Source organism: Labrys neptuniae (assembly GCF_040797145.1).
GTDB classification, from domain to species: Bacteria; Pseudomonadota; Alphaproteobacteria; order Rhizobiales; family Labraceae; genus Labrys; species Labrys neptuniae.
Genome location: NZ_JBFNQD010000007.1, coordinates 67670 through 82146, shown reverse-complemented (window position 1 = coordinate 82146; position 14477 = coordinate 67670). Strand labels below are relative to the sequence as shown.

Here is a 14477-nt window from a genome sequence, read left to right as displayed (position 1 = left end):
TCTCCGGGCAGCAGACCAGTTGCCGGCCGGAAAGGCTGCATGAGCGGCGCATCCCGGCGGGGGCTGGGTACCGCAAGGTCGACCAGAGCCGGCCCAGGCAGTGGCCGGTACAGGGAGGAAGACGGATGAAGAAGCGACTTTTGACGGCCCTATTCCTGGGCACTACTTTTCTCGGCGTGACGGCCGCCTGGGCCGAGGATGCGACCCTCACCATCGAGAGCTGGCGCAATGACGATCTTGCCATCTGGCAGGAAAAGCTGATCCCGGCTTTCGAGAAGGCCAATCCCGGCATCAAGGTGAACTTCACCCCGTCGGCGCCGCCTGAATACAATGCCGCGCTCAACGCCAAGCTCGATGCCGGCACCGCCGGCGACGTGATTGCCTGCCGTCCTTTCGATGCCTCGCTGGAGCTCTACAAGAAGGGGCAGCTGACGGATCTGTCGACCCTGCCGGGCATGGACAATTTCACCGACACGTCCAAGTCTGCCTGGCAGACCGACGACGGCAAGACCACCTTCTGCGTGCCGGTGGCCTCGGTGATCCACGGCTTCATCTACAACAAGGACGCCTTCGACAAGCTCGGCCTCAAGCCGCCGCAGACCGAGGAAGAGTTCTTCTCCGCCCTCGACAAGATCAAGGCGGACGGCACCTATGTTCCGATGGCGATGGGTACCAAGGATCTGTGGGAAGCCGCGACCATGGGCTACCAGAACATCGGCCCGAATTATTGGAAGGGCGAGGAGGGGCGCCTGGCTCTGATCAAGGGCAGCCAGAAGCTGACCGATGCCGACTGGATCGAGCCCTTCGTCACGCTCGCCAAGTGGAAGTCCTATCTGGGCGACGGTTTCGAAGCGCAGACCTATCCCGACAGCCAGAACCTGTTCACGCTCGGCCGTGCCGCCATCTATCCGGCCGGCTCCTGGGAAATCTCCCCCTTCGGTGCCCAGGCGCAGTTCAAGATGGGCGCCTTCCCGCCGCCGGTGCGCAAGGCCGGCGATACCTGCTACATCTCCGACCACAACGACATCGGCTTCGGCCTGAACGCCAAGAGCAAGAACCCGGAAGCAGCCAAGAAGCTGCTGGCTTGGATCGCTTCGCCTGAATTCGCCACGCTCTACGCCAATGCTTTGCCGGGCTTCTTCAGCCTCGCCAAGAGCGAGGTGAAGCTCGAAAATCCGCTGGCGCAGGAATTCGTTTCCTGGCGCAACAAGTGCAAGTCGACGATCCGCTCGACCTACAAGATCCTGTCGCGCGGCACGCCCAATCTCGAGAACGAGACCTGGGTGGAATCCGCCAATGTGATCAACGGCGTCGACACGCCGCAAGCTGCTGCCGAGAAGCTCCAGAAGGGGCTCGACAGCTGGTATAAGCCGGCTAAGTAAGCTCGGCTCGGCCGCGCCTCGATGACGGCGCGGCCATCCTCCCCCTCATCGCCATCTCCGACAACAGCAACGCACATGCGAGGATTGCTGCAATGTCTCTCGAAGATTCACCAAGTAGAAAAGCGTTCCGCTGGCACATTCCGGTTTTCCTGGCGCCGGCCGTCATCATCTACACGCTCGTGATGATCCTGCCGCTGATCGGTACCCTGCAGCTTTCGCTGTTCCGGACCGTCGATGGTGTGTCGCATTTCGCGGGGCTCGACAATTTCCGCACGCTGTTCGGCGATCCGCGCTGGGCCTCCAGCTTCTGGAACGCCCTGCGCAACAATTGCTGGTTCTTCCTCATCCACATGGTGGTGCAGAACCCGATCGGCGTCGTGCTGGCGGCGCTGCTCTCCCATCCCAAGCTGCGCTTCGCCGCCTTCTACCGCACGGCGATCTTCATTCCGACCGTGCTGTCCTTCGTGATCGTCGGCTTCGTGTGGAAGCTGATCCTTTCCCCGCTCTGGGGCGTGGCGCCCTCGATGCTCGACCTGATCGGCCTCAAGAGCTGGTTCACGCCGCTGCTCGGCAAGGAAGCCTATGCGCTGACCACGCTCGGCCTCGTCTCGGTCTGGCAGTTCGTGGGCATTCCGATGATGCTGATCTATGCCGCCTTGCTGTCGATCCCCGACGAGGTGATCGAGGCGGCCGAGATGGATGGCATCACCGGCATCGCCCAGTTCTGGAAGATCAAGCTGCCGCTGATCCTGCCTTCGATCGGTATCATCTCGATCCTGACCTTCGTCGGCAACTTCAATGCCTTCGACCTGATCTATTCGGCGCAGGGCGCGCTGGCCGGGCCGAACTATGCCACCGACATTCTCGGTACCTTCCTCTACCGCACCTTCTTCGGCTTCCAGCTGCAGCTCGGCGATCCGAACATGGGCGCCACCATCGCCTCCATGATGTTCTTCATCATCCTGGCCGGCGTGTGCGTCTACCTCTTCGCCATCCAGACGCGGCTGCGGCGCTATCAGTTCTGAGGAGATCGACATGAGCAAAGCCACGCACTCTCCGGCCCGGTCGATCGCCGCCCATACGGTGCTGATCACCTACACCGTGATCGCCCTGTTTCCGGTGATCCTGATCCTGATCAACTCCTTCAAGTCGAGGGACGCGATCTTCCGCTCGCCCCTGACACCGCCGGGGCCGACGACCTTCGACGCCATCGGCTACAAGACCGTGCTCGCCCAGGGCGACTTCTTCCTCTACTTCCAGAACAGCATGATCGTCACGGTGGTCTCCCTGTTCTTCGTGCTGCTGCTCGGCGGCATGGCGGCCTTCGCGCTCGCCGAGTATCGCTTCAGGGGCAACACGCTGATGGGGCTCTACCTGGCTTTGGGCATCATGATCCCGATCAGGCTCGGCACCGTTGCCATCCTGCAGCTCATGGTCGCCACGGGCCTGGTCAACACACTGACGGCGCTCATCCTGGTCTATACGGCCCAGGGCCTGCCGCTGGCGGTCTTCATCCTGTCCGAGTTCATGAAGCAGGTCTCGGACGATCTCAAGAATGCCGGGCGCATCGATGGATTGTCGGAATACCGCATCTTCTTCCGCCTCGTCCTGCCGCTGGTACGGCCGGCCATGGCGACCGTCGCGGTCTTCACCATGATCCCGATCTGGAACGATCTATGGTTCCCGCTGATCCTGGCCCCAGGCGAGAGCACCAAGACCATCACGCTGGGTACCCAGGTCTTCATCGGGCAGTTTGTCACCAATTGGAATGCCGTGCTGGCGGCGCTGTCGCTCGCCATCCTGCCGGTGCTGGTGCTCTATGTGATCTTCTCGCGGCAGCTCATCCGCGGCATCACCTCGGGCGCTGTCAAGTAGCGGCCCGGTGCTGAGCCGGCTCAAGAGAGCCGGCTCTCCTCAAACGGCAATGCAATCTCATCACAGTCCGCCCGGAGCGGATGAAGACGCGCGCATGCGCCCCACAGGCCAATTCTAGGGGAAGTATCATGGGTTCGCTGAATATCGAGAATGTGAAGAAATCCTTCGGTTCGGTCGATATCCTCAAGGGGATCAACCTCGAAGTTGCGGACGGCGAGTTCGTCGTCTTCGTGGGGCCGTCGGGCTGCGGCAAGTCCACGCTGCTGCGCATCATCGCCGGGCTCGAGGACACCACCTCCGGCGCCGTCAGGATCGACGGTCAGCGCGTCAACGACGTACCGCCGGCCAAGCGCGGCATCGCCATGGTGTTCCAGAGCTATGCGCTCTATCCTCACCTCACCGTGCGCAACAATATGGGCCTGGGCCTCAAGCAGGCCGGCGAGGCGGCGGCCGTGATCGACAAGCGCATCAAGGCTTCCTCGGCCATGCTCGCGCTCGAACCCTATCTGGACCGCCGGCCGTCCGAACTCTCCGGTGGCCAGCGCCAGCGCGTCGCCATCGGTCGCGCCGTGGTGCGCGAGCCCAAGCTCTTCCTGTTCGACGAGCCCCTGTCCAACCTCGACGCGGCTCTACGCGTCAACACCCGCATCGAGATCGCCCAGCTCCACCAGCGCCTCAAATCGACGATGATCTATGTGACGCATGACCAAGTCGAGGCCATGACGCTGGCCGACAAGATCGTGGTGCTGAATGCCGGCCATATCGAGCAGGTCGGCGCGCCCATGCAGCTCTACAACGATCCCGACAACACTTTCGTCGCCGGCTTCATCGGCTCGCCCAAGATGAACTTCGTCGATGGCGGGCGCCTTGGCGAGAGCGTCAAGACGATCGGCGTGCGGCCCGAGCATGTCACCGTCAGCCGGGAGACCGGCGACTGGAAGGGCACTGTCGTCTATGCCGAGCATCTGGGTGCCGACACCTATCTCTATCTCGATACCGAGAAGGCGGGCTCGATCACCGTGCGGCTCTCCGGCGAGTATCAGGTCGAGCCGGGCGCCACCATCTACGCCACGCCCGATGCGACGAGGACCTTGCGCTTCGACGAGAACGGCAAGCGCCTGCGCGGCTGAGGCTCGGAACGCGGTGTGCCGGTCCCGCGCCATCAGTATGCCGATGGAGTTGAGAAGGCCGGCACACCGATCCGAAGCCATTTCCTGTTCATGTAGACAAAACATTCATTGTGGACTAGTTCGTCTATGCTTGCCATTTGACGGATGAATCCTGCAATGACCGACATCGTCGAAGACGCCCTGCCTCGCCTGATCGCAATGCGGCACGATCTGCATCGTCATCCGGAGATCTCCCGCGAGGAAGCCTGGACCTCGGTCTTCGTTGCCGAAAGGCTGACCGAAATGGGAATTCCCGTCCATACCGGCGTCGGCGGTTATGGCATGGTCGGCGTCGTCGAAGGGAGCGGGGAGGGCCCCGGCGTGGCCCTGCGTGCCGACATGGATGCCCTCGCCATGGATGAGCACAACAGCTTCGACCATCGCTCGCAGATCCCCGGCGCCATGCACGCCTGCGGCCATGACGGCCACATGACTATGCTTCTGGGGGCGGCGTCCTATCTCTCGCTGACCCGCCGTTTTCGCGGCACGGTCTATCTGGTGTTCCAGCCGGCGGAGGAGCGCTATGGCGGCGCCCAGCTCATGCTGGATGCCGGCCTGCTCGAGCGCTTCCCCGCCCGCAATATTTTCGGCCTGCACAATTGGCCGGATGTGCCGGCCGGCGAGGTGATCGTCCATGATGGCCCGGTGATGGCCGGGGCGGGGGAATTCACCCTGAAGTTCAAGGCGCCCGGCGGTCACGCCGCCATGCCGCACATGACCGGCGATCCCGTGCTGGCCGGCAGCCATTTCGTCACCGGCATCCAGCAGGCGGTGGGCCGGGCCGTCAATCCGCTCGAGGCGGCCGTCGTCACCGTCGGCTCGTTCCAGGGCGGCTTTGCCCAGAACGTGATTTCGCGTGAGGCCACTTTGGCCGGCACTTTCCGCGGCCTGCGCTCCGACATTCTGGCCCTGCTGAAGGCGCGGGTGGAGGAGATCGCCCAATCCGCCGCCAGGATCGCCTCGACAGAGGTCGAGATCGGTTTCGACGACCTGCCGAGCCCGCCCGTGGTCAACACGCCGGCCGAGGCCGAGATCATGCGCCGGGCTGCCCGCACATTGCCCGGCAGCCCCGCCTTGCATATCGGCGTGCCGACCATGGCGGGTGACGATTTCGGCGCCTTTCTCGAGCATCTGCCCGGTGCCTATGCCTGGATCGGCAATGGCCCATCGGACCGCAATGGCCGGCTTCACCAGCCCGACTACGATTTCAACGATGCCATCATCGGCACTGGCGTTCGCCTTCTTTCGGCCACGGCCGAACAGGCATTGTTGTAGACATAAAATCTCTTGTAGACTTTTTTGTTCTTGAGGCCTAAACGTTGCGGCCAGGATGGCGATGGCATGGCGAGCTTTATCGAGAAGCCGCGCCAACCGCGCCGCGATAGGGGATGACGCTTGGATCGGATGCCTATGGACAGCCTTCATCGCTATCGCCCGATCTGTGACGCCATCGCGGCACTGTTCCAGCCCTATGTCGAGGTGGTCCTGCATGAGCTCGCCACCGACAAGGCCGTCTACATCGCCGGCAATTTCTCCAAGCGCGTGCTGGGCGAGCCCTCGCTGCTGCACGAGGTCGATTTCGATAGCCAGAACCCGGTGATCGGTCCCTATGAGAAGGTCAACTGGGATGGCCGGGCCCTCAAGTCGATCACCGTCGTGCTGCGCGACGAGGCAGGCGCTCCGCTGGGCGTGATGTGCATCAACGTCAACGTCTCCGACTTCCACGCCGTGATGCAGACCTTGTCGGCGCTGGTGCGCGTGCCCGAGCCGCATTACCGGCCGGATGCACTGTTCAAGGAAGACTGGCACGAAAGGATCAACGAGTTCATCCGGCAATGGACGCAGGGGCGCAACGTCACGATTTCCTCGATGACCCATGCCGACCGCAAGGATCTGGTCACCGCCCTTGCCGACAGCGGCGCCTTCAGCGGCAAGAACGCCGCCGCCTACATCTCGCGCGTGCTCGGCATGGGGCGCGCGACGGTCTACAAATATTTGAGAAACGAGAAATGATTAGCCTTTCGCTGGCCCAGCTCCAGGAGCTGGTTTCGATCGACGTTGCCGCCATCTCAGCTATCACCGATGCCTATGTCGCCGTCGCGGATGGCCGGGCCAATGTGCCGCCGGTCGGCTATCTCGGGCTGCCGGCGCAGAATGCCGATTGCCACATCAAATATGGCTATATCGCCGGCGACCCGATCTTCGTGGTCAAGATCGCTTCCGGTTTCTACGACAATCCCAAGCGCGGCCTGCCGTCGAGCAGCGGCATGATGATCGCGATTTCGGCCGTCACCGGCGCCACCGTCGCCATCCTCAACGATGAAGGCTGGCTCACCAATCTGCGCACCGGCATCGGCGGCGCCGTTGCCACCTTCGCCCTCTGCCGCCCCGACAGCGAAGTCTTCGCCGTGCTTGGTACGGGTACGCAGGCGCGCTTCCAGATCCGCGCCGCCGCGGCGCTGGCCAAGCGTCCCGTGCAGTTCCTGGTCTGGGGCCGTTCGGTGCAGAAGGCGCGCGAACTCGCCGACGAATTCGCCGGGTCGCCCATCGACGTCTCGGTTGCGGCCGATCTGGAAGAGGCCTGTCGCTCGGCCGACGTGATCATCGCTACCACGCCCTCGACCGCGCCCTATGTCGCGAGTGAATGGATCACGCCCGGCACCCACATCACCGCTGTTGGAGCAGACGCCTCCGGCAAGCAGGAGCTGGATCCGGCCTTGATTGCAAGGGCGGATCTGCTGGTCGCCGATCTCGCCAGCCAGAGCCTCGACCATGGCGAATTCGCCGCCGCCTTCCAGGCCGGCCTGTTCCGGCAGGAGGACTGCCTCGAACTCGGCGCCATCCTGAACGGATCGAAGCCGGGGCGCGGTTCCAGCGACGCGATCACCATTGCCGACCTCACCGGTCTGGCCACCCAGGACATCGCCATCACCAGGACAGCCCTGCAGCGAGTGCCCGATCTGGTGATGTGAGTCCGTTTTTCGTCGTCTGAGCGGGCAGCCCGCCATGCCCGCGCCGTTCATGTTTCTTGAGAGGGGACTGCCGTGAAGAGAGTATTGTTGGTTTCGCTCGCCGCGCTGCTGGGCGTTTCGGCTGCCAGGGCCGAAAGCCTGCGCATCGCCTCCAGTGCGGATTTTCCGCCCTGGGAGTCCGTCGATGCCGCCAATGAGATCGTCGGCTTCGATCGTGACATCGGCAACGAGGTCTGCAAGCGCATCGGTGCCGATTGCAGCTGGACCAACCAGGCTTTCGACGGCCTGCTGCCCGGCCTGCAGGTCGGCAAATACGATCTGATCATGTCGGGCCTGTCGATCAACGACGAGCGCGAGAAGCAGGTCGATTTCTCGGCACCCTATGCCGATGCGCCCAACAACATCGTCGTCGCCGCCGGGAGTCCCGTCGCCCAGGCCAAAGACACCAAGGCTCTCGAAGAGGGGCTGGCCGGCAAGGTGATCGGTGCGCAGACGGGTTCGACCCATGAGGCGGTGATCCGGGCCCATTTCAAGGATGCCGACGTCCGTCTCTATGACCGGGCCGAGCAGGTCGCCGACGATATCGTCGCCGGCCGTCTCGATGCCGGCCTGATGGAACGTTCCGCCTGGGAAGGCATGATGGCGTCCCGCAAGGACAGCGGCATCACCATCGCCGGCCCGCTGATCACCAGTGCCGACTATGCCGAGTTCGGCCGGGGCCAGGCCATCGCCCTGAAGAAGGGCAAGGATGATCTGAAAAAGCGCATCGACGAGGCCGTCAACGCCATGCTCGCCGACGGCACGGTCGCCAAGCTTTCGGAGAAGTGGTTCAAATACGACGTCTCCTTCAAGAAGAAATGAGTGTAAGCGCCGCCGCCGCCGCGTAGCGCCTTGAGCCGATGGGATGCTTGCCCCTCTCCCTAAAGGGGAGGGGGAGCGCCACTCCAGCGGGCTCCCGAAGCGAGATCCCTCCGATGTCCGTGGTTTCAACCTATCTTCCGCAACTCCTTCAGGGGCTTCTCGTCACCCTGCAGGTGGCCGTCGGCAGCTTCGTGGTGGGGTTCGTTCTTGCCGTGGCCGCCGTCTTCGCCTGGAGCTCCGGTCCCAGGCCCCTGCGCTGGCTGGTGGCCTCCTATGTAGCCGTCATTCGCGGCCTGCCGGAACTGCTGGTGATCTTCCTGGTGTTCTATGGCGGGACGGTGCTGCTCACCGGCCTGATGGGCGCCTATGTCGAGGTCAGCGCGCTGGCGGCAGGCATCGCGGCGCTGTCCTTCGTGTCGGGCGCCTATCTGACCGAGATCCTGCGCGGTGCCTTGCAGACCATTCCTCCGGGGCAATGGGAGGCGGCGCGCAGCCTCGGCCTCAAGCAGGGCCAATTGTTCCGCAAGATCATCCTGCCGCAGATGTTCTCCCACGCGCTTCCCGGCCTTGGCAATCAATGGCTGGTCATCCTGAAGGAAAGCGCGCTGGTCTCCATCGTCGGGCTGGAGGAATTGATGCGCAAAGGCGTGGTGGCGGCCGGCGCCACTCACCAGCCGATGACCTTCTATCTCATCGTCGCGGCCCTTTTCGTCCTGATCACCACCGTCTCGACCGCCGTGCTGAGCTTCGGCAACAGCCGCCTGACCTGGATGCGATAGGAGGCGACATGTCCCTGGAAATGCTGCTTCGCGCCATTCCCGTCGTCCTGACCGGACTCAAGCTGACGCTGCTGATCACCCTGGCTGCCTTTGCGGTCGGGCAGCTGGTGGCGCTGCCGGTCGCCCTGGGCCGGGTCTCGAAGTTCCGGCTGCTGCGCGGGGCGACCTGGCTCTACACCTTCCTGCTGCGCGGCAGCCCGCTCCTGGTGCAGCTCTTCATCCTCTATTACGGCCTCGCGCAGTTCCCTGCCGTGCGCAGCAGCGTGTTCTGGCCGATCCTGCGCGATCCGGTCTATTGCGCCATCCTGGCGATCGGCATCAATTCCTCGGCCTATGTCGCCGAGGTGATCGCCGGCGGCATTCGCAAGATACCGGCCGGGCAGTTCGAGGCCTGCATCTCGCTCGGCCTGTCGCGCCGGCGTACCTTCATCGATGTCGTATTGCCGCAGACCTATCGGGCGATCTTTCCCTCGATCGGCAACGAGATCATCCTCGTGCTGAAGGCGAGCTCGCTGGCGAGCGCGGTGACCGTGATGGAGATGACGGGCGCGGCGCGGGCCTTTACCGCCAAGACCTATGCGCCCTTCGAAGTGTTCATCGTCGCCGGCCTCGTCTATCTCCTGGTGGGCTTCGTCTTCAGCCTCATCTTCCGGGTGAGCGAGAGTGCGTTGTTCCGCTCGACCGGCCTCGGTTCCAGCAAGGCAGCGGCGGCTGGCCGCCGGCCTGCGGAGGTGGCGTCGTGATCCAGGCCGACAATCTCACCAAATCCTATGGCCCCCATGCCGTGCTCAAGGGCGTCAGCCTGTCGATGAAGGCGAGCGAGCGGGTGGTGCTGTGCGGCCCGTCGGGCTCGGGCAAATCCACCTTCATTCGCTGCCTCAACGGCCTGGAGACGCGCAGCGGCGGTGATATCCGCATCGCCGGCCATGCCTTGGCGCGGGACTGCTCCAACGTGCTCGATCTCGCCGGCGAGGTCGGCATGGTGTTCCAGCAGTTCAACCTGTTCCCGCACAAGACGGCGCTCGAGAATTTGATGCTGGCACCCCGCCGTGTGCATAGGCTCGGCCGCAGGGAGGCGGCGGAACTCGCCATGGCGATGCTGGAGCGCATGCGGCTCGCCGACAAGGCCGCTTCCTATCCCGGCCAGCTCTCTGGCGGCCAGCAGCAGCGCGTGGCCATCGCCCGGGCGCTGTGCATGTCGCCGAAGGTGATGCTGTTCGATGAGCCGACCTCCGCCCTCGATCCCGAAATGGTGAAAGAAGTGCTCGATGTGATGATCGACCTTTCGCGCGAGGGGCTGACCATGGTCATTGTCACCCATGAGATGGGCTTCGCCAGGAATGTGGCCGACCGCGTGGTCTTCCTCGATGGCGGCCGGATCGTGGAAAGTGCAGGGCCTCAGGCTTTTTTTGAAAATCCGCAACACGCCCGCACCCGGGATTTCCTGCGCCAGATCGCGCGGCATTGACCCGGCCTGGCGAGGCCTCGGCCAAGGAGAATAGTGTCATGAATCCAGACGTTCTGGCCTCGGCCGCCCGCTCGGTGCAGGCGCGCCAACGCATCAAGGCCCATATCTACGAGACGCCGCTGCTGCCGTCCCGGCAGATCGGCGCCGAAGCAGGCGGCCGTCTCTTCTTCAAGGCAGAGAATTTCCAGCTGACCGGCTCCTTCAAGATCCGGGGTGCCAGCGCCAAGATCTCGGCGATGGCGCCGGGCCGACATCTGGTCACCGCCTCGTCCGGCAATCACGGCATCGGTTCTTCCCAGGCCGCCCGTTCCTTCGGGCGGGACCTGACCGTGGTGTTGCCTGAGACGGTAGCCGCCGCCAAGCTCGCCCGCATCCGCTCCTATGGTGTGGAGACGCGGTTGCATGGTGCGGAGACCTGGTATGCGGAGCAGCACGCGCTCGAGCTCGCCCGCGACAAGGGGTATGAATATATCTCGGCCTATGACGATCCCCACGTCGTCGCCGGGCAGGGCACCATCGGGCTGGAACTCCTGGAACAGCACCCGGACATCGACAATGTCTTCATTGCCATGGGGGGCGGGGGCCTGATCAGCGGTATCGGCAGTGTGCTGAAGAGCTTCCTGCCCCGTGCGCGCGTCTATGGCGTCGCGGCCCGCAACTCCTGCGCGCTTGCCCTGTCGATGGCAGCGGGCAAGGTGGTCGAGACCGAGCATCTGGAGACACTGGCGGATGGCGTCGCCGGCGGGCTTGCCGAGGAGACGATCACGCTTGAGCTGGCGCGGGCCGTGGTGGACGAGACGATCATCTGCTCGGAAGAAGAGATTGCCGCCGCCCTCCGCGACCTCGCCTTCAAGGAGAACATGCTGGTGGAAGGCTCTGCCGGCCTGGCCCTGGCGGGGTTCGCCAAGGTCGCGGACGCCTGCCGCGACCAGGTCAACGTGGTGCTGCTGTGCGGGGCCAATTACGACCGGGACAAGCTGGTCAAGGCCGTATTCAGCTGAAGAAACGGCCCAATCCGTGGATCGAACTGGGCCGTTGATCGATTAGACGAAGGAACCCGCGCTGTGGGCGGCTGCGTGGGCCTGATTCTGCGTGACGGCCGTGCTGTCGCCCGCAGGCTCAGCCGATACCGACGTGAGCGTGATGGCGGTGACGGCGCTAAGAAATAGAAAAATAGACGTAATGATGATCTTCATTTCTGGAATCTCTCGAAAATATAGGGAGGCAATGCTTCCGAGGAGGAAGCTCCATGCTCCACGAGCGCGATGAAATTTCACGCAAGCTAAAAATTAAATATGATTTCGTTATTGAATAAGAATTGCACCGATCTCAACGCTGATCAGCGCATGCTCAAAACATGCGCAATGCGGACAGAAAGATCCGTGTTTCGCTGGCTATTGGAGCCCTTGAAATCGGCGAGAACCCCCTTCCCCCGAAAGCCTCCTGATTCTCCATCGATGTTACTTACCGGTAACACCCAGGGGTGAAATAGTCAAGGCCGCAGGGACATGATGCGGATATTTCAAAGCCGAATGGAGGATAGGCCAGCGCAGACGGACGCCTTGATTGCGAGCAAAATCCTCAATGGCTCTCGACTCCTCCGAAGTGAAGATAGCCGATGGCCAGGCCGAAATGCCTCGGCATTTTCGAGGATCACCCGGGACTTCGGTCGTTCGAATGCCGACAGACTGCAGATCCGGCGCAAGCCCGGCGGCGCCAAGGCGTTTCCTCCGTCATATTTCCGCGAGAGCCAGACGGGGTGGCGTTCAACCCATCTGGCCTCGAGCGTCAGACGCGAGAACCGCTTAGCATTCGCGCGAGCGCAATGAGGATGCAGGCGCCGATAAAGCCCGCGATGAGGTAGCCCAGCCACCCGCCGAAGCCCACGCCTATCAACCCCAGCAGAAAGCTGGCGAGGGCCGCACCGACGATGCCAAGAATGATGTTCATGAGAACGCCGGTGTTGCTCTTCATGAACATCTCAGCCAGCCAACCGGCCAAGCCGCCGATAATGATCGCAGCGATCCAGCCAACTTCAGGACGATCCATTCCTTCACCTCCGCTTCTATCGGATTGTCTGGGATTTACGCCTTGTCGATGACCGACTCGACCGCGTCCTTGACCTTGCCTTTGGCCTCCTGGACCTCTCCTTTGGCTTTTTGAATCGCGCCTTCGGCTTCCATCTCCTGATTACCCACGGCCTTGCCGACGCCTTCCTTCACCGAACCCGCCACTTTGTTGGCGATACCCTTCACCTTGTCCGTTGTGCTGTTCACTCGGTTACTCCCTTGAATGCAGACCCCCAGCTCACAAACGCTGGTGTCCTTTCGAGGTTCCGTAGTGATTTTGGCTTATGGATTAATCCGCCGCAGTACGTGAGCGGTGGCAGCGAAATTGCCGCAATCGAGAGATAACAAAATCGAAACCATTCGATTCCTACCGTAATTAATCGTCAATTACAGAAGGAATTGACTGGATGGGTATGCGCCTCATAAGCGGAATTTTCGCCTTTTCCATGATAATCATCTTCATGGCTATGGTCTCTGGACATGCAGAAACCCTGGGTACAGCATCCTTTTACGGTAGGGAGCTGAAAGGGCACCGTACCGCCAACGGCGAACGCTTCAATCCAGCCGGGCTGACGGCTGCCCATCGGACCCTGCCTTTCGGAACGACGCTGCGCGTTACCAACCTTAGGAACCACAAGAGCGTTGTCGTCCGCGTCACCGATCGAGGCCCCCATAAGCGTGGCCGCATGATCGACCTCTCCTATGGAGCGGCCAAGGCCGTCGGCATGCTCGGCATGGGCACGACGAGAGTTTCAGTCGCTAGGATTGCGGCGTCTTCCCAGGTCTCGGATAAGGGCAACTCGCCGCCAAGGCTCCCGCCTCGTCGACGATAGCCAACGGCTGCATGGACAGCAGCATCTTCACCTCCTTGGCCTGGAGGGGTACCTTTGCGTCCGGGACTTTGTGCGACCGGCTTGCCCCAAGCGCGCAATGGCTACTTGACCATTGTTGCCAGGAGGATTTTGGAGCGGGCGATGGGAATCGAACCCACGACATTCAGCTTGGGAAGCTGACGTTCTACCTCTGAACTACACCCGCGCAGCGATTGCTGCGATCTTGTAGCCTGTTTCTCAGGGATGGATCAAGGCCGCCCCTGCTCTTTTCATTGAATGTGACAAGGCCCGGCTCAAGGCCGGGCCTGACGATCTCGCAACTATCGGCTCATTGCGCCGGGTCGCGGCGCCAGCCGCTCTCAGCTGTAGACCTTGAAGCGATCATTGTCGTTCATGAAGCTCTTCTCGGGGAAGGGCTGCTCGTTGGAGCCGAAGGGCATCTGGGCGCGCAGCTTCCAGGACTTGGGCACATGCCATTCCTTCTGCACGGCCTCGTCGACCAGCGGGGCATAGTGCTGCAGGCTGGCGCCGATGCCGTGCTCGGCCAGGGCCGTCCACACGGCGAACTGCGCCATGCCGCCGGACTGCTCGGAGAAGGCCGGGAAGGCGTCGGCATAGAGCGGGAACTGCTCCTGCAGGCTCTTCACCACGTCCTGGTCCTCGAAGAACAGCACGGTGCCGGCGCCGGCGGCGAAGGAATCCATCTTGGCCTCGGTCGAGGCGAAGCTGTCGGCGGGCACGATCTTGCGCAGGATTTCCTTGGTCAGGTGCCAGAACTTGTCGCTCTGCTTGCCGAACAGGATCACGGCGCGCGAACTCTGCGAATTGAAGGAGGAAGGCACATGCTTGATCACGTCCTGGATCAGCAGTGAAATCTCTTCCTCGCTCTTGGGCAGCGTTTTGCCCAGGGCATATTGCGTGCGGCGGGTCTTGACGTGGTCGATAAAGGTCTTGGACATGAGAAGAATTTCTCTCTCAATGAAAATTTGCCAAAGCGGAAGAGGCGCCTGAATGCAGCCTCGACTGCAGATCTGCATGCCCTGAAATGGACATGCCGAAAACTTGCATA

Annotated in this window: 17 protein-coding genes and 1 tRNA gene; 13 read left to right on the top strand and 5 right to left on the bottom strand. The window is 62.5% G+C overall.

What is annotated here, in order from left to right:
• Positions 1-125 precede the first annotated feature (125 nt).
• From ABXS05_RS20145 to ABXS05_RS20090, 12 genes are all read left to right on the top strand, one after another.
• A complete protein-coding gene (locus ABXS05_RS20145; RefSeq protein WP_367625177.1) occupies positions 126-1382 on the top strand; it encodes an ABC transporter substrate-binding protein in 1257 nt (418 codons plus the stop codon).
• A gap of 92 nt (positions 1383-1474) precedes the next feature.
• Positions 1475-2407, top strand: a complete 933-nt coding sequence (locus ABXS05_RS20140) for a carbohydrate ABC transporter permease (RefSeq protein WP_367625176.1) — start codon at positions 1475-1477, stop codon at positions 2405-2407.
• Positions 2408-2417: 10 nt separating this feature from the next.
• Positions 2418-3257 (top strand): carbohydrate ABC transporter permease, encoded by an 840-nt coding sequence (locus tag ABXS05_RS20135; protein ID WP_367625175.1) that lies wholly within the window; start codon positions 2418-2420, stop codon positions 3255-3257.
• A gap of 128 nt (positions 3258-3385) precedes the next feature.
• Entirely contained in the window at positions 3386-4387 is a 1002-nt protein-coding gene (locus ABXS05_RS20130) for an ABC transporter ATP-binding protein (protein WP_367625174.1), read from the top strand.
• Positions 4388-4543: 156 nt separating this feature from the next.
• Positions 4544-5701 (top strand): M20 metallopeptidase family protein, encoded by a 1158-nt coding sequence (locus tag ABXS05_RS20125; RefSeq protein WP_367625173.1) that lies wholly within the window; start codon positions 4544-4546, stop codon positions 5699-5701.
• A 135-nt stretch (positions 5702-5836) separates the two neighbouring features.
• The gene (locus ABXS05_RS20120) at positions 5837-6439 is read left to right on the top strand and encodes a helix-turn-helix transcriptional regulator (RefSeq protein ID WP_246683681.1); all 603 of its coding nucleotides are present in this window, start codon (positions 5837-5839) and stop codon (positions 6437-6439) included.
• The gene (locus ABXS05_RS20115; RefSeq protein ID WP_367625172.1) at positions 6436-7398 is read left to right on the top strand and encodes an ornithine cyclodeaminase family protein; all 963 of its coding nucleotides are present in this window, start codon (positions 6436-6438) and stop codon (positions 7396-7398) included. Before ABXS05_RS20120 ends, ABXS05_RS20115 begins: the two co-directional genes overlap by 4 nt.
• Before the next feature lie 72 nt (positions 7399-7470).
• Positions 7471-8259 (top strand): transporter substrate-binding domain-containing protein, encoded by a 789-nt coding sequence (locus ABXS05_RS20110; protein WP_149253916.1) that lies wholly within the window; start codon positions 7471-7473, stop codon positions 8257-8259.
• A gap of 113 nt (positions 8260-8372) precedes the next feature.
• On the top strand, positions 8373-9038 hold the full coding sequence (locus tag ABXS05_RS20105; protein ID WP_367625171.1) for an ABC transporter permease: 666 nt from the start codon (positions 8373-8375) through the stop codon (positions 9036-9038).
• Between the two features lie 8 nt (positions 9039-9046).
• A complete protein-coding gene (locus ABXS05_RS20100) occupies positions 9047-9781 on the top strand; it encodes an ABC transporter permease (protein WP_367625170.1) in 735 nt (244 codons plus the stop codon).
• On the top strand, positions 9778-10506 hold the full coding sequence (locus tag ABXS05_RS20095; protein WP_367625169.1) for an amino acid ABC transporter ATP-binding protein: 729 nt from the start codon (positions 9778-9780) through the stop codon (positions 10504-10506). The genes ABXS05_RS20100 and ABXS05_RS20095 overlap by 4 nt, the downstream gene beginning before the upstream one ends.
• Positions 10507-10544: 38 nt before the next feature.
• A complete protein-coding gene (locus ABXS05_RS20090; RefSeq protein WP_367625168.1) occupies positions 10545-11507 on the top strand; it encodes a threonine ammonia-lyase in 963 nt (320 codons plus the stop codon).
• A 42-nt stretch (positions 11508-11549) separates the two neighbouring features.
• Here ABXS05_RS20090 and ABXS05_RS20085 read toward each other — a convergent pair whose 3' ends face one another.
• The 3 genes from ABXS05_RS20085 to ABXS05_RS20075 form a co-directional block, all read right to left on the bottom strand.
• On the bottom strand, positions 11550-11702 hold the full coding sequence (locus ABXS05_RS20085; RefSeq protein WP_156771516.1) for a hypothetical protein: 153 nt from the start codon (positions 11700-11702) through the stop codon (positions 11550-11552).
• A 592-nt stretch (positions 11703-12294) separates the two neighbouring features.
• Complete coding sequence (locus tag ABXS05_RS20080) at positions 12295-12555, bottom strand: GlsB/YeaQ/YmgE family stress response membrane protein (protein ID WP_105864168.1); 261 nt, start codon at positions 12553-12555, stop codon at positions 12295-12297.
• Positions 12556-12590: 35 nt separating this feature from the next.
• Entirely contained in the window at positions 12591-12782 is a 192-nt protein-coding gene (locus tag ABXS05_RS20075; RefSeq protein WP_367625167.1) for a CsbD family protein, read from the bottom strand.
• A 200-nt stretch (positions 12783-12982) separates the two neighbouring features.
• Here ABXS05_RS20075 and ABXS05_RS20070 point away from each other — a divergent pair, with 200 nt between their 5' ends.
• Entirely contained in the window at positions 12983-13408 is a 426-nt protein-coding gene (locus ABXS05_RS20070; protein ID WP_437178681.1) for a septal ring lytic transglycosylase RlpA family protein, read from the top strand.
• 130 nt (positions 13409-13538) lie between these two features.
• On the opposite strand, the gene ABXS05_RS20065 is transcribed toward ABXS05_RS20070, so the two are convergent.
• Together ABXS05_RS20065 and ABXS05_RS20060 are read right to left on the bottom strand one after the other, a co-directional pair.
• A tRNA-Gly gene (locus ABXS05_RS20065) sits at positions 13539-13613 on the bottom strand.
• A 154-nt stretch (positions 13614-13767) separates the two neighbouring features.
• Positions 13768-14367, bottom strand: a complete 600-nt coding sequence (locus ABXS05_RS20060) for a nitroreductase family protein (protein WP_311942724.1) — start codon at positions 14365-14367, stop codon at positions 13768-13770.
• Positions 14368-14477: the final 110 nt, after the last annotated feature.